Source organism: Bacillus sp. z14 (2026), from assembly GCF_058313575.1.
In genome coordinates this window covers 79254-100596 of sequence record NZ_JBZFQK010000006.1, presented here as the reverse complement: position 1 = coordinate 100596, position 21343 = coordinate 79254, and the positions used below count along the sequence as shown (strand labels likewise).

22 protein-coding genes and 1 riboswitch are annotated in these 21343 nt (G+C 37.9%); all 22 genes read right to left on the bottom strand.

Annotated elements, in window-relative coordinates:
* Positions 1-121 precede the first annotated feature (121 nt).
* Positions 122-691 carry a DUF2812 domain-containing protein gene (locus AC4G3O_RS16935; RefSeq protein ID WP_066109802.1) on the bottom strand — a complete coding sequence of 190 codons (570 nt, stop codon included), beginning with the start codon at positions 689-691 and terminating at the stop codon, positions 122-124.
* The gene (locus AC4G3O_RS16930) at positions 681-1007 is read right to left on the bottom strand and encodes a PadR family transcriptional regulator (RefSeq protein WP_066109805.1); all 327 of its coding nucleotides are present in this window, start codon (positions 1005-1007) and stop codon (positions 681-683) included. The genes AC4G3O_RS16935 and AC4G3O_RS16930 overlap by 11 nt, the downstream gene beginning before the upstream one ends.
* Positions 1008-1332: 325 nt before the next feature.
* Complete coding sequence (pepI, locus tag AC4G3O_RS16925) at positions 1333-2217, bottom strand: proline iminopeptidase (RefSeq protein ID WP_066109808.1); 885 nt, start codon at positions 2215-2217, stop codon at positions 1333-1335.
* A gap of 64 nt (positions 2218-2281) precedes the next feature.
* Positions 2282-2953: a methyltransferase family protein gene (locus tag AC4G3O_RS16920; protein WP_140462281.1), complete on the bottom strand. Its 672-nt coding sequence runs from the start codon at positions 2951-2953 to the stop codon at positions 2282-2284.
* A gap of 505 nt (positions 2954-3458) precedes the next feature.
* Positions 3459-5012, bottom strand: a complete 1554-nt coding sequence (guaA, locus tag AC4G3O_RS16915) for a glutamine-hydrolyzing GMP synthase (protein WP_066109814.1) — start codon at positions 5010-5012, stop codon at positions 3459-3461.
* A gap of 209 nt (positions 5013-5221) precedes the next feature.
* A riboswitch (purine riboswitch) is annotated at positions 5222-5324 on the bottom strand.
* 35 nt (positions 5325-5359) lie between these two features.
* The gene (locus AC4G3O_RS16910) at positions 5360-7591 is read right to left on the bottom strand and encodes a transglutaminase domain-containing protein (protein WP_077248198.1); all 2232 of its coding nucleotides are present in this window, start codon (positions 7589-7591) and stop codon (positions 5360-5362) included.
* Complete coding sequence (locus tag AC4G3O_RS16905) at positions 7588-8826, bottom strand: DUF58 domain-containing protein (protein WP_066109816.1); 1239 nt, start codon at positions 8824-8826, stop codon at positions 7588-7590. The genes AC4G3O_RS16910 and AC4G3O_RS16905 overlap by 4 nt, the downstream gene beginning before the upstream one ends.
* Positions 8827-8828: 2 nt before the next feature.
* Positions 8829-9761: an AAA family ATPase gene (locus AC4G3O_RS16900; RefSeq protein ID WP_066110019.1), complete on the bottom strand. Its 933-nt coding sequence runs from the start codon at positions 9759-9761 to the stop codon at positions 8829-8831.
* Positions 9762-10062: 301 nt separating this feature from the next.
* Complete coding sequence (locus tag AC4G3O_RS16895; protein ID WP_175354328.1) at positions 10063-10233, bottom strand: hypothetical protein; 171 nt, start codon at positions 10231-10233, stop codon at positions 10063-10065.
* Between the two features lie 184 nt (positions 10234-10417).
* Positions 10418-11494: a hypothetical protein gene (locus AC4G3O_RS16890; protein WP_491136489.1), complete on the bottom strand. Its 1077-nt coding sequence runs from the start codon at positions 11492-11494 to the stop codon at positions 10418-10420.
* A gap of 135 nt (positions 11495-11629) precedes the next feature.
* Positions 11630-11824, bottom strand: a complete 195-nt coding sequence (locus tag AC4G3O_RS16885; RefSeq protein ID WP_066109823.1) for a hypothetical protein — start codon at positions 11822-11824, stop codon at positions 11630-11632.
* Between the two features lie 77 nt (positions 11825-11901).
* The gene (locus tag AC4G3O_RS16880; protein ID WP_066109826.1) at positions 11902-12729 is read right to left on the bottom strand and encodes a hypothetical protein; all 828 of its coding nucleotides are present in this window, start codon (positions 12727-12729) and stop codon (positions 11902-11904) included.
* A 55-nt stretch (positions 12730-12784) separates the two neighbouring features.
* Entirely contained in the window at positions 12785-14170 is a 1386-nt protein-coding gene (locus AC4G3O_RS16875) for a hypothetical protein (RefSeq protein ID WP_066109827.1), read from the bottom strand.
* Positions 14171-14351: 181 nt separating this feature from the next.
* Positions 14352-15089 carry a Tad domain-containing protein gene (locus AC4G3O_RS16870; protein WP_066109828.1) on the bottom strand — a complete coding sequence of 246 codons (738 nt, stop codon included), beginning with the start codon at positions 15087-15089 and terminating at the stop codon, positions 14352-14354.
* The gene (locus AC4G3O_RS16865; protein WP_066109831.1) at positions 15086-15484 is read right to left on the bottom strand and encodes a TadE family protein; all 399 of its coding nucleotides are present in this window, start codon (positions 15482-15484) and stop codon (positions 15086-15088) included. The genes AC4G3O_RS16870 and AC4G3O_RS16865 overlap by 4 nt, the downstream gene beginning before the upstream one ends.
* A complete protein-coding gene (locus tag AC4G3O_RS16860; RefSeq protein ID WP_066109834.1) occupies positions 15484-16206 on the bottom strand; it encodes a hypothetical protein in 723 nt (240 codons plus the stop codon). Before AC4G3O_RS16860 ends, AC4G3O_RS16865 begins: the two co-directional genes overlap by 1 nt.
* A gap of 76 nt (positions 16207-16282) precedes the next feature.
* Positions 16283-17107 (bottom strand): hypothetical protein, encoded by an 825-nt coding sequence (locus AC4G3O_RS16855; protein ID WP_491136488.1) that lies wholly within the window; start codon positions 17105-17107, stop codon positions 16283-16285.
* 90 nt (positions 17108-17197) lie between these two features.
* Positions 17198-18463 (bottom strand): hypothetical protein, encoded by a 1266-nt coding sequence (locus tag AC4G3O_RS16850; RefSeq protein WP_491136487.1) that lies wholly within the window; start codon positions 18461-18463, stop codon positions 17198-17200.
* On the bottom strand, positions 18408-18632 hold the full coding sequence (locus AC4G3O_RS16845; protein WP_491136486.1) for a hypothetical protein: 225 nt from the start codon (positions 18630-18632) through the stop codon (positions 18408-18410). The genes AC4G3O_RS16850 and AC4G3O_RS16845 overlap by 56 nt, the downstream gene beginning before the upstream one ends.
* Before the next feature lie 59 nt (positions 18633-18691).
* Positions 18692-20095 carry a VWA domain-containing protein gene (locus AC4G3O_RS16840; protein WP_491136485.1) on the bottom strand — a complete coding sequence of 468 codons (1404 nt, stop codon included), beginning with the start codon at positions 20093-20095 and terminating at the stop codon, positions 18692-18694.
* 34 nt (positions 20096-20129) lie between these two features.
* Positions 20130-20345, bottom strand: a complete 216-nt coding sequence (locus AC4G3O_RS16835; protein WP_066109846.1) for a hypothetical protein — start codon at positions 20343-20345, stop codon at positions 20130-20132.
* Between the two features lie 59 nt (positions 20346-20404).
* Positions 20405-21340: a type II secretion system F family protein gene (locus AC4G3O_RS16830; protein WP_066109849.1), complete on the bottom strand. Its 936-nt coding sequence runs from the start codon at positions 21338-21340 to the stop codon at positions 20405-20407.
* Positions 21341-21343: the final 3 nt, after the last annotated feature.

Below are 21343 nucleotides of genomic sequence, written 5' to 3'. Positions count from 1 at the left end.
AATAAGGACTTTTCGACCTTGGAAGAATTAACAAAAAGCCCTATATGCTCGGTCAATCAAAACAAGGACTTATACAAAATAGGAAAAATAAAGATAGGTCGCCTTCCACCTATACTACAGGCTACTCTACCCTATGTGAGTAATTCTTTCTCAGTTTATAAAATCCTCTTCCGCAATACACAAAAATCACCAAATATATTAAAAACAAAATAGACCAAAATATAATAAATCCCCTATTCCATGAACTCTCAATCCCGCCTAAAGCGATACTCATGGCCGAACAAACTATAAATAATAGAAAAATCCCCAGAAGAGGTACTAATTTTTTCATAAAAATCCGCTTTAGCATGTCCAGTTTTGATTGATCATCACTGAAAATATTTGTATCTCCTTCATCTGTGTTACCTGCTGATTTTCTAAAATAGCTGTATTCATTTATATCCTGCATATATTCCCAGCCATAATCTGCATACATCTGCAAATAACTTTGCTTGTCTTCTGATGTCTGCGGATTGAAATCCAATTTGTAGACTACATCTTCTGGCTCACATAATTCAAAATAATAAAACCCTGGCAGTTTAACTTTCACCAATTTATACCCTTTATTATGCATCTCACGCAAAAATGTCTCTTCTTTCTCGTAATCTGTTAACATAAACCAGCGAAATTCTCTTTTCATATCATTTTCCATCATATAACCCTCCTCTACTATTTTGATATAGTCTCTCAATACGCCTTATTTCAATATTAAGAATTTGCTTGCCTAGTTCAGTGATCATATAGAACTTCCTTTTATTTTCTTCACGAACAAACATAATTAACCCGTCTTTCTCCATTTTTGACAGGCTCCCATACATAGTTCCCGGACTGATTATTATCTCGCCGCCTGTCATTTCCTTCACCTTTTTAGCAATGTTGTAACCATGCATTTCTTCCTGCATGCAAAATAGTATATAAAACCCTGTTTCTGTCATAGGTATGTAAATTCTTTTAATCCGCTCTTCCATACTTCCTCCAATTTATAGCTCTATTTCACATCTACTATATCGTGGTTCGATACATAAAGTATATCGCACTACAATATATTCATCAACCATCTCTTACCAAAAGTGGTTGGTTTTAATTATCCCTTTAGACTTATTTTTGACATAAAAAAAGATCCCCTTTCCCACCCAAATCTCAGGTAAAAAAGAGAGTCACATTTTATTTTTATTCTTATATGCGGGCAAGCTGATGAAAATACAAATCAACTCTGCTCCATCCAACGTTGTGGCTATAACTACAGAACTAAAAATGAAAAATAGAATCTATCTCACTTATAACCTGAAAGTTTTATTCGTTTGCATTGAGCCATTCCTTTAAAAGAGCGATGTATTTTTCTGTGTCTTCTACGAAACATGAATGTCTGCAGTCGCGGAAGAGTTCCCAACGAGAGTTTGGAATATGGTCATACATATATTTTGCGATGTAAGGAGTGCAAAGATCACTACCTCCATTAATTACAAGTGCTGGCTCTTGAATGTCTTTTAGTTGCGCTGTAACATCATAATCTTTTAATGTGCCGAGTGGAGTAAATTCATTTGGTCCCCAACCGACTACATATGCTTCATTTCCTATTTTTCTAGGACGCTTCATACATTCTGGTGAATCTTCTGTGACAGGTCCTCCAGCGTGGCGAATCATGTATTCTTCTTCTGCCGCCAAATAGGCTGGGGCATCGTAGTTACCAGTGCTTGTTGCAATGGCAATGGCTTCTTGCATATCTTTTGGCATGAATTTAATCATACGTTGCTGTTCTTCTCCCCACATCCAAGAAGCTGGAAGAGTGCTAGAAAGGATGATGCTTTTGATTCCGTTTGGTTTGTAATTGCAAACATAATTCAAAAGAAGCATGCCTCCCCATGATTGACCCAGAAGATGGCATTCTTCTAAGCCAAGGTGCTTGCGAAGTGCAATGAGTTCTTCTGTCCAAACTTCTGCGTTCCAGAGGTTAGGGCGATTTTCTACATAAGATTCCCCACAACCGATTTGATCGTACATAATTAATTGGCGTCCATCTTCCTCAACAAATTGATCGAGTACTTCAAAATAGTTGTGAGTGGAGCCTGGTCCGCCATGAAGTAAAATGAGTGGTTTTTTATTACCGGTATTTTCTCCAACGATGCGGTAATACGTTTTAAAATCTAAATATGGCATAAATCCTTCAGTAATTTTCATAGATATCCTCCTAGTGTTATATATCCAATAATTGATCCTTCACAAAATGGAATTTGCTTTACTATTACCAAATAAACGGTATCAAGCGATATTTGACTTTTTGCTTATACTCACGATAACCATCGAGTTCTTTTTCAAGAAGTTTTTCTTCATTTTTAATCCTTTTGGCAATTATAAAGGGATATACAAGAAAAATAAAAAACGAATATATTGAACCTAACACAATCGGCATCGACAAAAACAAAAGTAATGTCACACTATACATTGGATGTCTGACAATACCGTATAGCCCCGTATCGATAACTTTCTGATTTTCCTGTACCTCAATAGTACGACTAAGATATGTATTCTCCCTGAGTACCTCTGCATAAAGAATATATGCTACAAGAAATACCACCGCAGCACAAATTACAACACTCTTTGGTAAGGTGTACCAATCAAAACGAAAACCTAATCCCGCAACAATAAAACCTGCTAAAAACATAAGTCCGCTAAGCTTTACCACAAGACATTGTTCATCTTGCTTCTCTTTTACATTGAGTCGCTTTTTTAACAGTTCTGGGTTTTTGAACATCATCACAATTCCTGCAAGGAACATTGGCACAAATAAAATCCCCATAAATAACCAACCATACGCAAATAATAAAGTACCCGCAGGTAAGAATATCAATAGACCAACTAAAACAACCCCCAATAAAAATTTAGTTAGTGCTTGAATGAATAATTTTGTTGTCATAATAACTCTCCCACAATTCTAATTTACCTCTTCAGTGGAAACTATTGCATACATTGTAACGACTATTCAAAGTTATTTTAATATAATCCCCACAATCTACCAACTCATTTCACTTTCCTGCTTTCTCTCAAAATCGCTCATAGCTTCATTATCTTTTTCTCGAACACTTATAATTGCTTTTTCTACCTGGAAACAGATGTGCAAATCGATAGGTAATTTTTTCTGCTTCGTGGTTCTACACGGGCTCCGGTTGCAAGAGCTAAAAGCTCATGTTTACGAGGAGCTCTGATAAGATCTCGTAATGGAAAGTGTATTCGGGCAACCTATTTTCATTGTTTTTGAATATCTTTTTAGAAACCACGAAAAAAAGGTCTACCTGAAATGATTTATTCAGATAGACCTTTTCGTCTCGTTTATATATCTGCTATCAATTTTCTATCAATCAGCCCAGCCTAAAACCACTTCAAAAACTCAGTGTTTTCAATGGTTCTATCGATTTCCAATTCTATTCCCACTCAATCGTCGCAGGTGGCTTGGACGTGATGTCATACACAACACGGTTAATATGATTTACTTCATTGACAATTCGCACAGATATTTTTTCAAGTACATCCCATGGGATTCTTGCCCAGTCAGATGTCATTCCATCAATAGATGTTACCGCACGGATTCCTATTGTGTAATCATATGTGCGGGCATCCCCCATCACACCTACACTGCGGATATCAGGAAGGACAGTGAAGTATTGCCAAATATCACGATCAAGACCGGCATTTTTAATTTCTTCACGAAGAATCGCGTCTGATTCCCTTACGATTTCCAGTTTGTCTTCCGTTATTTCTCCCAATACACGGATTCCTAAACCAGGTCCTGGGAAAGGCTGTCTCCAAACGATTTCATCCGGAATACCCAGCTCTGAACCAAGTGCACGCACTTCATCCTTGAAGAGTGTATTTAAAGGCTCGATAAGTTGGAATTGCATATCTTCCGGTAATCCACCTACATTATGGTGAGATTTAATGGTTTGCGCAGTAGCCGTTCCACTTTCAATGATATCAGTATAAAGCGTACCTTGAGCGAGATAATCAATTCCTTCAAGCTTGGTCGCTTCATCATCAAATACGTAAATAAATTCATTTCCAATGATCTTACGTTTTTGCTCTGGGTCACTAACTCCAGCTAACTTCTTCATGAATCGCTCTTTAGCATCGACTTTAATTACATTCATATTGAAGCCTTCACGGAATGTTTTCATGACACCTTCCGCTTCGCCTTTTCTAAGTAAACCGTGATCCACGAAGATACATGTCAATTGATCACCGATGGCTTTATGAATCAATACCGCTACAACAGAGGAGTCTACTCCGCCGCTCAATGCACATAGTACTTGTTTGTCTCCAACGGTTTTGCGGATTTTATCCATTTCCATTTCAATGAAATTAGCCATGGACCAATCGCCTTTACATTTACATGCTCCAAATACGAAGTTTTTCAACAGGTCGTTACCATATACAGAATGCCTTACTTCTGGATGGAATTGTACAGCATATAATTGACGGCTGTGATCACTCATTGCCGCGATTGGGCATGATGGATTCGTCGCATCAACTTGGAAGCCCTCAGGAGCTGTAACAACATGGTCACCATGACTCATCCATACCGTTTGTTCAGTAGGGAGCCCATTAAATAATAAACTTTCATGATTCAGCTTAATTTCGGCTTTTCCATATTCGCGTTTGCTTGCACGTTCCACTTTTCCGCCAAAATGCTGAGTCATTAGCTGCATACCATAGCAAATTCCCATAACTGGAATGCCCATATCAAAAATCCGCTCATCACATGTAAAAGCTGTAGCATCATACACGCTGTTTGGTCCGCCGGAGAAAATAATTCCCTTTGGATTTAGCTTCTGAATTTCTTCCACCGTAATTGTATGGGGATGAAGTTCACTATAAACTCCAAATTCACGAATTCTCCTTGTGATTAATTGATTATATTGACTTCCAAAATCAAGAACGACAATCATTTCTTGAATCGGGAGATCAGTTGTTTCTATCATCACTTTCACCTCGTCTGATATTTTCGGTTAATTGAGCAACTTCATCCAAAGAGATATTTATCTCTCTTCCCCATATGCTTATAAAGAAATACCAGGTATCAACCTATTAGAATCCTTATCCTTTATGTACTAGCTATTCCACAATTTAGGATTATTCATTCGAATAAAGAAAAACTAGAATCCCTATTTACCATTCAGAGTTCTAGTTAACATTTATATAATTCCTCCATAGTCAAATCATTTTTCGGTGATTTGGTAGGAACTTCCGAACCTTATTTTCGAAATTATATGAAGGGTAGATTGCTTTTTATTAACCGCCATAATTGTAACTTGAGAGAAAAGTGTGGTCAAGCAATAGTTCTTAAAATCATCTTCTCCCATTGTTCTTGAAAATTTCGCCAATCCATTTCAGTTTTTTCTCCAGAATAAATGTGTTTTTCATATGCATGCGTTAGCCTATTCATATCTGATGATCCGAAGAAACGATCCACGTAAATCGCATACTCTCTCAGGGTCTGTCCAGGCTTTCTTTTTATTCCATACCGATTTAATTCTCGAAGCAATTGCATATAGGCATTTGAATAATTCGGCTTTTTCATAAGCCTCTTATAATAAAACACCCAAATGTGCGGCATCCATTTTCCTCTGATTCTATATAATAAAGCAGCAGCTCCACCTAATACCAAAATCACCACTAGAGCTTTCTTCCAATGTTCCGCTATTTTACCTTTGATTGTTCCGAACGTAAACTGGGAAGCTGTATCCTTTGTTTCGACCGGCTTTTCTGGCTCCTTATTTTCTGGTTGATTCGTTTCTGGCGTAACCTGCGTTTCCTCCTGGTCATTGCTGACCTCCTGAGAAGCTGTAAACCGTACTTCAGAACTAAAGCCCTTCGTTGGTTCAAAAGGAACCCATCCTACGCTGGGAAAATAAACTTCAGGCCATGAGTGCGCATTGTTATTTGTAATCACATACCGAGACTCACCCAGCTCCTGGTCATACACTAAATCACCTGCTGTATATCCCTTTACCCAACGCGCCGGGATTCCAAGAGAGCGGACCATTACAACCATGGCACTTGAAAAGTTATCACAATAGCCTATTTGTGTTTCAAATAAAAACTGGTCTACATAATCCTGGCTTTCCTCAGGGTATGGAACATCTTCTTTACTATAAGTAAATTTTTCACCTTTCAAATAATCCTCAATTGCTTTGACTTGGTCATACATACTGTTGGATCCCGTCTTTTCTGCAAGCTCTATTGCTAAGCTTGAGACACGCTCCGGAACATAATCAGGTATACCCATCGATTGTCTTAGTAGTAAATCCATTTCCATTTCATACAAATCATTTATTTCATCCTGTTGGAGTACATCCAGATAATAGGTGGGGCTTCTAAATTGCACGCCCACCTTTTTTAATTCGTTTTTATTCGTATCGTCCTCATATATCGGGGTAATCTCAGAGGAGTCACCTGAATACAATAAACTAGAAAAAACTGATTCATCCTCAGGATTCAGATTATAAATTTGCTCAATAGCCATAGGGCTTGGATAAGGAATATGGCCATGGTCTATCTCAAATTCCAGTTCAGCCGTTGACAATGTATTCGTAGTTTCCCCCCTGTAATCGTATAGCATAGCTGGTTCTGATTCTAATATCGTTTGACCCATGCCATAATCTGCACCAGTTTCCCATCCTTTACCCGTATAAACGTTTTTATTTTCAATTTTCCAATACGTACGGACAGATGAGGAAGCCCGAAACACTACCCCATCATCGCCAATAAAATCTCCGCCTAATTTGCTGTCATCCTTGTCATACCCTATCCTTTTTTGAGTAGATCCAAATTTCTCTGAGGTTGATTTAATGAAGGAAATAGGATCAGGCCATATCGCCTGTGGCTTTGGAGCAAAAAAACCAATGACTACCGCAAATGCAATCATGCTAGATAAAGGAATAAGCCAACGGATAGCAGTTCGATTCGTATAGTGGATGTTCTCCCCGATTAGCAAACGTACTAATGCGAGCATGCCAAGGATAGCAAATCCAATAACGACTACTCGTACAATTGCTTGATCACTATCATAGGTTGTAAAGGTATCTAGAACTGTTACATAGATAAATGTCATAAACAAAAACAGGAACAATCGCTGTTTCACTTGTACCCAATAATGAATTAAATAGGTAAACATCCATATTAAAATGAAGAAAAGAAACGTTCTGAATTCAGGACTTAACCCTTGCCAATCTGTTGAAAATACAGAGAACAATCCCTCTTTTATATCGATGAAGAAAGCGCGTATCCAACTGTCTTCTGTCAAATAGAATTCAGGACGATAAAAAATCAGATAAAGACTCATACCTATATAAACGGATAAAGCAGGAGTCATGATTTTCCAGGACACTCTGAATGCATACATCACCAATGAAACGGCTGCAAAAATAATAAAATACTTAATTTGGCTTGTGTTTGTCACTTCTCCAACTGGTCTCATCCACTCTATTAGCATAATAAAAGCAAACAGGAATAACAGAAGACGTATACCGGGATGCAGGTTATTCGTTTTCATTTTCATCTGCCGCCCCTCTCTTCAAAAACTCCCCAATCCTCTCGATTTCGAATAATAGACATTTTCGCTCCATGATTTATTCCAAAGGTATAGGCCTCTTGTTCAGCCTTATTGAGTACATGGGAAGATTCACAGAAAAATAGAATATACAAGGAATGGATTCCTCCAGCAAGGTTGGTATATGCTTTTACGAATGGTAAATGTAAAACAGAAGTAACAACAATAAGAGATGCATTTGGCGGTATAAATCTTGTCTGAGGTGTATAAAATCTTGGGGAACTTACATCAATTTTTGGCGAAGCTTTTATTTTAGCCATAAAATTCAAGGCTTTATGAACATATCCTTTTCCTTCCTTTACTTCTAATAGGTTATCCAGTCCACCTCCACCAGCCCAGAGACCCAATTTCATCCCCTTAGTCAAACCAATTTCAGCGATTGATGCACTAAAGGTCACCATTTCTTCAAAAACAGAGTGGTCACTCTCACAATTTATTAAAAGAAAGAAGTCACTGCTGTGTTTTTCTTCAAAGTTTTTAGTTTTGAGCCCGACGCCCCTTGCACTTGATTTCCAGTCAATGACGGTCATACGATCACCCGGAGCATAATCTCGAATACCAGAAACCATCGCTGTTTCATTTCTGATTTTATAGGAATTTGTGCGCTTGCCTTGTTCATAATCACCGAGAACCTGTCTTAATGGCAAAGGAACCGTTGCAGGAAGTACAAGGATTTTTTTATCGGAATCTATCATTCTACTCTTCTCAATTAACCCGAGAATATCTCCTGTTCTTATTTCAAGCTTATTAAAGGTATGCTCTCCTCTTGGCATACTCTTAATGTTATAGGACAATTCTATTCTTTTTCTGAATCCCGGAAAAACGATAGAACTGATTTTTTCCCTTCCGAGTAGGATTTCCAGCCTTTCCGGTAATAGTTCATGAATGAGCAGGTAGGCAATCGGAACCGGCATATTCCTTTTAATAATAATTTTCATAACTACTGGGTCACCGGCCGTTAATTCCTGATCACCTAAGACCCGCTCTACTGTAAAATCACTTAATGGATAGACAAAAATCATTAGAGCATACAAGGCGAACGGAAGAAAACTATAAAAAAGGAACCAGCTGACAAACCCTCCCTGGAACATGGCATATGTGAACGTCATAATTAGTAAAAGCAGGAGAATGACAAATTTCCACCACTTTTCCCATTTATTTAACGTCATTCTTATAAATTTCATTTTTAATTCACTTGCCTTTGTACCGGTACAGGCGTCCTTGCTAAAATTTCATCGAGAATAACTTGAGCATTGAATCCATCATAAACCGATTCAGCCTTCACGATCATACGATGATTAAATACATATGGAAGTAGAAATTGTACATCATCTGGTATACAGTAATCACGATTATGCATAAAAGCCCAAGCCTGCGAAGCCTTCATAAGAGCAACCGTTCCACGTGGGCTTACGCCTAAATAAACTCGATTATCGTTCCTCGTTTTCACAGCCAGTTCTACAATATACCGCGCAATCATATCATCCACATATACAGATTGGATTTCCTCCTGCAGCTTCACCATTTCATCAACAGTAATTACAGGATTTAAATCTTCAACAGAAGCAAGCATTTTTGCATTTGTCAAAATCGCCAATTCATCAGCCATCTCCGGATAACCCATTTTCATTTTAAGTAAAAATCGGTCCAGCTGCGCTTCTGGTAAAGAATAGGTACCTTCATATTCAATTGGGTTTTGGGTGGCCATAACAAAGAATGGATTGGCCAATTTGTGTGTCACGCCATCAACGGTAACTCTATGTTCCTCCATTGCTTCCAGCAAGGATGACTGTGTTTTGGGAGATGTTCGATTGATTTCATCAGCCAATATGATATTCCCCATAATAGGCCCGGGACGAAAGATAAATTCATGCTCTTTCGGATTATAGATGGAAATACCGGTTACATCAGATGGCAATAAATCCGGTGTAAACTGAATACGCTTATAATCAGCCTGAATTGATTTGGCAATAGACTTAACTAACATAGTCTTCCCAACACCGGGTACATCCTCAAGCAATACATGTCCTTTTGCCAAAAGGGCTGTAATGCTTAACTTAGCAACCTCTCTTTTACCGATAATCACTTTCTCTATATTTTGGATAATCTTATCTATCATAGGATTTAGTTTTTCATTCACGCCATATTCCCCCTCTACTTATAACCTTATTGTTATAATATTCTGTATTAACAGTCAATAACTTTATTGTAAATATTTTGTAGAAAAGGGGTTTAATCATTCAAGAAAGAGCGAAATAAGACCCAAAATAAAAAAAGGAGAGATTTTCCCCCCTTTTAATAAAGATAAGCTTTAGTTTTACTACTGATGAGTTTCTACTCAAGTTATGTTTTATGAAGTCTCTTGAATGTAAACCTACCAAATAACATCTTGATTTTTAAACATAAAAACGATTAACAGACTAATTCCGCAACATTTCTTTAGCTTGCAGAACCAGTTCCCTATCCCGCTCATAGTAGAGCTCCAACAAATCTTGATATAGTTCTCTATTATGAACGCTGTTCAAATCTGCTTTAATTGAATCCCACTGGTCTCCGAATGTCGATTTTGAAGCGATCAAGTTTTGGTACATATTCTCCTTCGTATATATGGAGAGGATCTTTTTTATTTTCCTATATTTAAAGAACGATAGCTTATTACGAGATTTCTTCAATTTGTCTAATAGAACCTTATTATTATTAAATTCATCCAATTGGTTTTTGATTTGAAGAAATAGGAGTAAATCCATCATAGCTCCAATAGAGTACATACTTTCTTTATCGTCGATTCTGTCCCCCCGGTATGGCGGAGGCAAACAGTCCAGCATTAAAAACCGTTTCACCAATTTTGGAAAAGGTATCAGCTCCTGCTGAAACTTTCACACTTGTCTCTGCATTACTATTAAATGTATCAGCTGTCTCAATTAGAGAATCTACTGCATTAACCGCTGAAAAAGCTGTACTTATCCCGGCTGTCGCGATATTCAACTTTGATAATATCCCCAATGTTGATGCACCAGTACTGCCCGTATTAAGAACGGTTGGAATAATATCGGTAGCTGCATCAGCAGCTGAGGTTGCTCTGGTAGCTAATGTGTATGCCTCAGCAGTATCATAAATCCCAAATCCCATATCAACAGCAGTATTCATATCTTCAACATAATCAAACCAAGTGCCATCTCCAACTCCTAATTTAATTCCATTTACCAGGATGTTTGTTAGATAGTTTGGTCTCCCAAATACACTGCTTGGTTTAAATTGATCATCTTGCTGCAGTACATCTACTGTAAAACTGACTTGCCCATTTATTATAGTATTCCCTACAAAGTCAATGGTTTTCCACGTATCTGGTTCATTACCCTCTATTCCTTCACTCCCACCACTAGGAGCATTGCTGTTTATTGGACCAGGAGAAAGCGAAGAGCCTGGTAATAGTCCGCCCGGATGAGTTGAATTGGAGTCACCACCTATCTTACTGCCAGGTAATATTACGCCTGGATAGGTAGGATTGCCATTTCCATCTGTTCTATTATGATTATGGCCAGGTAAATAATCCGGTACTTTATAAGGCGGTTGGACAGGGCCTATTCCTGGCAGGCCGTTTTCCATATCTGGGATATTTCCCGATTGGCCATTAGGAGAGCCGGACTGCGGCTCTCCACCCGTTCCTATATCTCCCTGCCAACTATCTCCATGCCAAGATTTATTCTCCCAAGATTCCCCCTCCCATGGTTCCCCTTTCCATGGTGTTCCGGACCATGCTGCTGAACTGAATGGGATAATGAAAGATTGAAAGAGTATAAAAGCAATCGCCATCAATATGAATACCTTTTGAATAAATAATGACTTATTCAATGATAAACCTCCTAGTTATGAGGAAGCTGATAAGTCCTTGATGTATACACATTCCCATTATTTCAGTTATAAATAAAACCTCCACTTGATGCAAAAGCGGAGGTTACAAGTCTAGTTGAATATTTGATGTAAGGATTATCCACCCTTTGCTCTAATAATATTTAGGTGATTTGTCCTCATCGCTGGAAGAGCAAGTCCAACAATTAGGATCTCATAAGGGAAACCTCCACCAGCAAAGAAGTCAAAAATCGCAATAGGTACAAGAAGGACATAAAAGAAAATCATAAAATATTTATAAAATTTACTCCATCGTTTTTCCTTCTTACTCACCTATAATCATCTCCCATACTTTTATTTGATAAATCAGTAGTTCCCTAAGATATAGATAAAGATGGAATAGAAATTCATTAGCTCCTGATTAAAACTTTACGTTCCTCTAACTCTTTCATTTCATGGTTTTTGTACCTTTGAATGGAGGAATCAAGAAGATTGTAAAATGTTTCTTTAGTTGCTGGATATTGACTCCAATTTAATTCACCTTCATCAAAGATTGATTGAAAGTCTTTTTCAGCATCAGGCCCACAATATTTATAAAGTTTTTCTTTTATATATAAATAATCCTTTGATTTAAATCTTGATTTTGTTTGTTTAACCGTTTTTAATAAATGTCTGTTGGCTTCTAATTGTTCATACTGACGTTTTACTTGCAGATACATAATCAAATCCATTTTAGGCAACAGGTCTAATAGCTGAACTCGATCCTCTACTGTAAATGAACGTTCCTTATCAACTCTCTTACCAAGATCAGTAAATGTCTCATAAAAGTTGTTCTTCATCTCCTGGCACCACAGAATGTATTCAGAAAACCCCTTAAAACTGGTTAATAGTTTCTTTTCCTCTTCATTTTCTGCCCAAATTTCCAATACATTGTTCATTTGTTCCAATGTATTATGAATGGCGTCTGTCGCATTAATCCTCGGCCTAACAATATCTTGGATTTTTAAAACTCCTCCAATAAAGGACAGGTAATGATCAAGCACAAACACCTTCTCATCATAGGAACTTTCCACGCTTGATATAATGACGTAGCCACTTCTTTTTTTACCCGGGAATTTTTTGTATTCTGCAAGCCACCAATTTTTAGATTGATAATTAAAACAATAATTAATAACGGTACATTTCTCTAATAACTTTTTATGTTTTTTTGCGATCTCTTCAGCTTCTGATTTAATCATTTGGATCCCCCTAATTTGTATACAAAAAGCGATGAGTATATAGAGCAAATTCTATCTAAGAAAATACACCTTTAATAGAATTAAACATTGATCCTATTTTTTCCCCGACCTTCTTAACTCCTTTTTTAATTGAGCCATCTGCTATACCTTTAACCAGCTTCGATGCTCCCCATAACACTGCACCACCTGCAACCATATATGCTCCTACTAACTGCCCCCCGGGGATAGCACCTGCCACGACGCCAGAGTTCATTAATACTTCTCCAATTGATGCCGTAGTATCTGCTCCAGCAGCCACCGTTTTAGCAGAACGCCAACCATTTTCCTTTACTGAATCATAGGTACTAATACCATTTTTAACGGTGTCTATCGTGGAAAAGACTGTACTTATTCCTGCAGCACCAACATTAAGTTTAGACAACATTCCAAAAGACGCGGATGGTGGTGGGTTAGTAGAAGAACCAAATATAGAATCAAATGTAGACAAATCTTGCCCGCTTTGAATTAAGTTCCTATATTTCCTTGCATCTGTAATACCATCTATGCCCGTATACACTTTATCAGCGATCTCATATCCACCATGTAAATAATTGTAACCCGATGAATCTCCAACCCCTAATTTTATGCCATTGAGCATAATGCCAGCAAAACTATTGGGTTTCAATAAACTAAACTTACCGCTTTCTATTTCATATGCTCCTTTTACTTGACCACCAATAACATCATTCATTATAAATTTTGTCGCTTCATAGGGGTCTATGTCAATTTTATCCTGTCCATTCCCTTCAATCGCAGGTGAACTCCCTTGAATTCCTTTATTCGACCAAGGCTTGCCCGTTTCTGGGTTAATTCCATTGGTTTCACCATTAGTCCATGGCTTGCCTGTCGCCGGATTGATTCCACTAATATCATCACCAGTCCATGGCTTGCCCGTCGCTGGATTAATTCCACTAATATCGTCACCAGTCCATGGCTTACCTGTCGCAGGGTTGATTCCACTAATATCATCACCGGTCCATGGCTTTCCCGTTGCCGGATTAATTCCACTGATGTCGTCACCAGTCCACGGTTTGCCTGTGGCTGGATTTATTCCGTTTATCTTATCACCGGTCCACGGCTTGCCCGTCGCCGGGTCTATCGGACTGACACCATCACCTGTCCATCCATCCTGGTTCCAATTATCCTGATCCCAGCCCTCTTGAGTCCATCCATCACGCTCCCAGCCATCCTGCACCCAGCCTTTTTGCTTCCATGAATCTCCTTTCCAAGTTTCTCCTTCCCATTGCAAATCGTTGCCATTCCATGCGTCGCCTTTCCAAGCATCACCCTTCCATGCATCACCTGTCCAACTGGCTGCTGCTAACGGAATAGAAATTGATTGGAGCAGGACAAAAAATATAGCAAATACAACAAAGAGCTTTTTTACTAACTTATTCCGCATCACCTTATCCCCCTCATTCAATCAGGAAGTGTTGTTTGTTTACGCAAGGTGACTGTTCTTTTCCTATTACTGTGTATTTTGATTGTATTTTTCTAGTCTCTACTTCTTAAAAACCTCAAAAGTTTCCTTATTGCAAGCTGTTTCCCCCATCTGAAGGGAGTTAAGAACTGTACAACCACTGTCACTGACCCCATATCACTCCATTATCGACTTCATTCGATAGCTGGATCGTTTCATCATTTATCCCATCAAGGTAGGATAAAAAACCGATTTCCGGACCTGCTCCGGTTTGAAATAGCTTTTCTTTAAAGCCATCAAACAACTTCCCTTGTCCTTCAAATTCATTTGCCGCTCTGACATAAATACGATTATCTTTAAAAAGCCGTATTTGTGCCTTTTCCAATTTCCCATCATTAGCGAGAATAACTTCCTTAGCCTTTGCTACTGTACCGGCCTTTATGGAGTGTTCATAGTTATCAATTAGTATCTCTTTCAGCCTTTTTTTGCCCAAGCCACTACTAAGCTCTTCGCTCAGAACTTCATCAATCGCCATTATATGAACTTCATTTGTGCTTTTTTCTGGATAGCTGTTAGCCAGTTCAGTTTTTTTTCGTTCAACCATCTCTTTGATCTTTAGTTTAGTAATCGGATTTACCTCAAGAGCATCTTCCGAATCCGGGTCAGGCTGCGGAAGATTTTCTTCATCAGTTCCATCAAACTCTGCCACAAGATTCCACACTCTATCGTAAAACTCTGCTGTTGCCGCCAAACTTGCCTGTTGTGAACTTGTAAACGCTTGTTCTTTGACAGCATAAACTTTGGCATAGTTATACAGAACAATGAACATAATCATCATTACGCTTAACATACCGAGAATAAAAAGTGTCGTACTTCCATCCTCATTCAATCGTTTCCTCATTCAATCACCTTACCGCTCGCTTCACTGGAGAATGCCAGGGAAGGAGCGCCATTTGGAAATAATTTATCCGGGAAGAAGATTAGTTCTATATTTACTGAAACTTTAGCTGTAAATATATCTGAACTTGTCACTGATGTTTGCGCACTATTAAAGGTAAGATATTTAGCCCCCGTCTGGACTGTTTTCTCCGCTGCAGCTCTTGCCTGATCCCATTCACCTGTTATGGAGTATACCTTAGCAGCCTCATTGACAGCTGACTGTGTGACAATGACTCCATGGACTCCGACAACGAATTGCCAAATAATCAGCATTAGCATAAAAACAAGAGGTACCATACCCAAAAATTCGAGAGTAGCAGAACCATTCTCACGCTGGATTAGAGCCTTCCATTTCATTAAGCCCACTCCTCCTTAGCTGATCGATTTGCCTCCAATGTATAGATTTCTTCTCTCCATTTGATAATAAAACCTGTGATGATAAGTGTGATGATTGGGAAGAAGACCAAATTTAATAGAATATGAGAAAGAATTTGTGCAGCAAAAGAAGTAGTTAATGAGAGAATTAATAGTGTAATTCCTCCAGAAATCATCAATTCAATTAAAGACATCCCTAGAATTAAGAGAAAAAGTTTAAAGAAATGCTTTTTACCTAGCCTAATTCCTGATTTCCAACTCTTCCATATACTTTTATTATCCATTGCAGCTACAAAAGGAATCGGATATAAAAGAGTTAAAATAATCAACCCCGGTAAAAGAAATAGAATAATTCCAACGGTCGTTAAAAAACTAGCAAGAATAGCAAAAACAAAAAATTGAAATCCATTAGCAAAAAAAACAAAATAAGCATTTTTCAAGCTTCCTTCATGTCCCTGGTATTCATTAAACATATATCTTATTAACGGAACTTGAGCGAAGAGCATTAAGAGAACAGTTAGAAATGTGTAGTAAATATCAGATATTATTGTCGTTCCCAACACAGTCGGTGTAACCGCATATATATAGTTTGATAACAAAGCGTGGCCTAGTAGCAGGGGAAGTATAATTGTTACTCCCAACAAGAGTATATGTTCAAATCTGCTGGTGAAAAGAGCAAATGCTTCACGAAAAGGCTTGTCCATTAATCTCCATCCCATCATATTCATTATTTATAATTCCATAATAGAAATTCTTATCTATTAAAATTTTCAATCATAACTAATTCCTTAATAAACGCACCATTTCTTGCAACTTACGCTTATCAATATTTTTATATTTTTGATGTGATGATTCCTTCAATCTTTCAAAACTGTCTATGGTAGCTATTACATCTTTCCAAATCAGCTCATCTTCATTAAACAAGGACTTTTCAAAGTCTTTTTGTGCATTTGAATCACAATATTTTTTTAAATTGGTAACAATATAATAGTAATCTTTTTTATCAAGATTATTTCTATGATTTTTCAAATGGCTCAACAATTCCCGATTCTTATGCAGTTGATCATATTGAGACTTAACTTGCAGATAAATAATTAAGTCCAGCTTACTTCCTATTAGAACTAATTGCTCCCTTTGTTCAACTGTAAACAGATGATTTTCATCAATTTTTTTTGCTATTTTGGAAAATTCATTGTTATATTCATTGGTCTTTTCATGGCACCATAATATAAAATCAGTAAACTCATTAAACTGATCTTTCAACTTAATTTCTTCTTCACTCTTCACCCACAAATTTAAGATATCGTTCATTTTATTAAGCGTATTATTTATCTCCTCTGTCACTGCAATTCGAGGATGAACGATGGATTGTATTCCTATACAAGTACGGATAAAAGAACCGATATGATCAAGGGCAATTTCCTTTTCGTTGACACTTGAATCGCCTTCTGTAAACACTGCATATCCTTTAGGGGTATTATTAAAGCTATACTCCGCTAACCACCACTTTCTTTTATTATAAGAAAGAACAAAATGAATAATGGTAACTTTCTCAAGAAGCTTTTTATACTTTTTGGCGTATTTCTCCACTGTGGTTCTTTCCATACTTGGAACCTCTCTCTTAGCTATTTTCATATTATGTCTAAAAAAGAATGGGAGGAGGGGTAAAAGTTTTCCTCCCATTTTGAAGATGGTTTATGAAAACGCACCCCTTAATGATTTAAACCAACCTCCGACTTTCTTCTTAGCATTATTAACCCCGCTTTTTATAGAATTCCAATGCTTTGCAGCATATTTAACACCTTTTGAAACTCCCCAAATGCCTGCCCCAACAAGGACCATTGTTGCTCCAACTGCTTGTACACCTGGAAGAGCACTCGCCACAGCACCACTAGACATTAACAAAGAACCAAAGCTTTCTGTTGCACTGGCTACTGCAGTTGTTTTCTCTGTTCCTGATGCTGAACTTTTTAATACATTGATTGCTTTCGAAGTATTTTTAGCAGTATCAATCGTTGAAAAAACTGTTCCTACTACTCCTGCCGCTGCATTAAATTTTGCCAATGTACCAAATTTTGCAGCTGAATTCGCAAGAGAGGCATTCCTGTAGGCTGAGGTAAGTCCCCCCAACCCGGAATTAGCAGCATTCTGAATGGGAGAATAGGTTCTCAGCGTAGTAATTGCATCGTTAACGCTGTTTATATTATCAGCCCATAAATATGATTCATATGCCATATTAAAGGATGAGTTCGATTCACCAAGCCCCAGCCTGAATCCATTCATCATAAGTCCATATATACTATTTGGCTTAGTCAAACTAAACTTCCCATTTTCAATTACATTTACAAATTTGACTTGCCCCGCAATTACATCTTTAGCAATATATTTAGTAAGACCATAAAGGTCAATGTTACCTTCTGAATCTGTACCATTTACCTCATCAACTGAAATACGTCCTGGAGCGTATAAATAAGGAAATCCGGTCTGTGGATTTATAAAACCATTATTTCCACCTGTGATTGAGTTAGCGCCATTGGAAGCATCCGATGACCAAGGCTTTCCTGTTGCCGGATTGATTCCACTGATATCATCGCTACTCCATGGCTTTCCGGTAGCCGGATTAATTCCGTTAATCTCATCACCAGTCCATGGTTTTCCCGTAGCCGGAATAATTCCGTTAATCTCCTCGCCGGTCCACGGCTTTCCGGTAGCTGGATTAATTCCGTTGATCTCATCGCCAATCCACGGCTTTCCGGTAGCTGGATTGATTCCGTTGATCTCATCACCGGTCCATGGTTTTCCGGTGGCCGGATTAATTTCGCTGATTTTATCCCCCGTCCATGGTTCTCCTGTCGCAGGGTCTATCGGGCTGACGCCATCACCAGCCCAACCATCTTGACTCCACTTATCCTGATTCCATCCCTCTTGGGTCCAACCATCTCGCTCCCAGCCATCCTGCACCCAGCCTTTTATCCCCTTTCCACTTCAAATCGGAGCCATTCCAAGCATCACCCTTCCAGGCATCCCCGGTCCAGCTGGCCGCCGCAAGAGGAATAGAGATGGAATGGAACAGGACAAATAATATGGCAAACATGACAAGGAGCTTTCTTACCAACCTATTTCGCTTCACCTTAACCTCCTTACTCATATCAGGAAGTAGTGTTTAATCAAGGTGTATGACTTTTCCTATTATTGCGTATTTTGATTGTATTTCTCTTCGATTTGTTTTTTGGTATCTTCGAGAGTTTTCGCATTTAAATTCTCGAGATCTTCTCTTAATGTCTTTCTGGCTTCATCCATTTCTTTTGCTAATTCGGATTTTCTTGAAGTTAAGTATTCTTTCTGTTCAGATGTTATAAGGTCTTTGTTTCTCAATCCATTAATAATAAAAACCATATTATTCTGTTGCTTTTGGATATTATTAGAATACTCATTATTCAAACTGTTAGTATCCAAATATCTTTTATTACGGTCTACCTTGGCATCATAATTAGCATTTTCCTTCCATTGTTTCCATTTCTCTAAAGCATTTTTAGCCTTATCAAATTCCGACTTTAGTTGATTACTGTTATGAACATTTGTATAAGTTCCATTCGATGCAGTTGCCATTTCTTTCAATTGTTTCTGTCCTTCTGAATCGACACCAAAACCAATAATATTAATGACAGGTTGCAAATCAGACTCTCCAAGTTTTTTAGCAGCTTCTACAGGGTTCCCATCACAGGTTTCAATTCCATCACTAACCACGTATATCATGTTCGTATTTTTATCACTCTTAAACTCTTTTAAATCATTCTGAGCATCCATCAACGACTGAGCCAAAGGAGTCCAACCAGCAGGTTCAAAGGAACTCAATGCTTGGTTAAACTCTTTTTCCTTGTAGGATCCAAACTTATAAACTAACTCACTGCTATCACAAGATAATTTTTTATCACTGTCCTTACTTGTTCCTTTATGACCATATACTCGAAGGGCAACATTGGCTTTTTCAGGCGCACTCATTAAGAATTGCTGAATCGCTTCCTTCGCTACAACCATTCTTGTTTTACCATTAGTTATATTAGCCATACTCCCACTAGAATCTAAGATAACCTCAATATTGTAATTTTCCTTAAATTGATATCGACTATCTTCTATTTCAGGATCACCAAAGGAACTCACCTTCCAACTATCTATAACCGTTTGTGGGTCTGTAACATCTACAGAAACCTGACTTACTATATAGTTAAACACTTTGTCTAATTCCTCTTCCGTAGCATTCTCTGGAATACCTTCCATCACCTTCAAAAATTCTTGATAGGATTCTGGATTCGAATCGTAGCTGATATCTGCATAAGGTCCTTGAGGTTGGTTAGCTAAATATTCCGGACTCATCTTTACTTCTGGAGCAGCTTCAAATTTTTCAATCCATGAAGTTTCTTCAACTGAGACATTTTCTTTTGGTATAGCATTCTCCGGATCTGTTTCTTCTACACTGTTCACTTCTTCAGTACTATTTTCTTTAGGCTTCTCATTTACTTCTGTTTCTTTTTCTTGATCAGTGCATCCTGATATAAACAAAGCAGCAACTGCTATTAGCACCCATTTTTTCAAGACCCCATACCTCCTAGTTTTTGTTGTATAATTATCAATCAGCAACCATTTTATCTAGAAGGCTAGTAAACTTAGTTTTAACAGTTTCACCAAGGTCTCCCCCAGCAAACGCTGTCGAAATAACCCCAACCAAAATAACAATAACCGCTGCAATCCCAATCCATTCCAAAGTCTGAGATCCTCTTTCGTTTTTCACCAATCCACCTAGCTTAGTTGTTGCCTTTACGTACATTCCTGTTAAATAATTCATTTCCATTCCTCCTATTATTCTTATAATTTTTATTATTTTAAACTCCCTTTGGGAGGGGGTTACTTAAATAAACTTCCAATGCTGTTTTCACCATAAATCATATTTAAGACCATTAATCCTGCAATGATCATAAGTGATACAGGTGCTACTACAAAGGTGGTTACCATTGTTACTTTTGGAGAAGCCTTGGCTGCGAGTTCTTTAATTTTCTCTTCGCGGAATTGCCTCATGTCCTCGGCTTGTACTTTAAATGTCGTTGCGATTGGCACTCCCAGCTTTAATCCTTGTATCAGAGATTTTATTAATCCCTGGAATTCCTTATTATCATTTCTCTCCAACAGACCTCTGTATGCCATCTCACGAGGAACACCTAAATCAATCTCATGGTTAAAACGGGAGAATTCCTCGTGTAGCGGTCCTTCAAAATAACGGATAACCTCACGTAAGGTTTGATCCAGACTGACACCAGCCTGCAAACTGGTACTCACTGTATCTAGGAAGTCAGGTAAATCATGTCTTAATGCTTCCTGACGTTTTCTAGCTGCCTGCTTCAACAGAATAATAGGAGCCATATACCCAATTAGCGGCATAAAGATCGGACCAAATTGAGCCAACGGAAATCCTAGAATTAAAAAGATCAAAGAACCAAAGAAAAGCGTAACAGCCAACCAAATTTTCAGACCCTGGAATCTGTCCAGTGTTAAATTATAGGGACGTCCTGATTTTCTGAGCAAGTCTTCAATATCTTTATTTTCACTAAAGAAGTTTATCCGTTTCCCTAGTTCAGCAAAATCATCCGAATAACTGAGAAGTTTATCAGTAAGTTTTGAGTTCTTTTTCTTCTTTTTAGGAACACCCAAATACCCTTCATGGACCGTTTCTGCAATATGGCCAATGAGTCCCCTTTTCTCATTTAAATAGCGGGAATAATGACGGATCGTTAATGTAAAAAACAACCAAAATAACAGCACACATAAAATAATTAGAGCATCCATAAT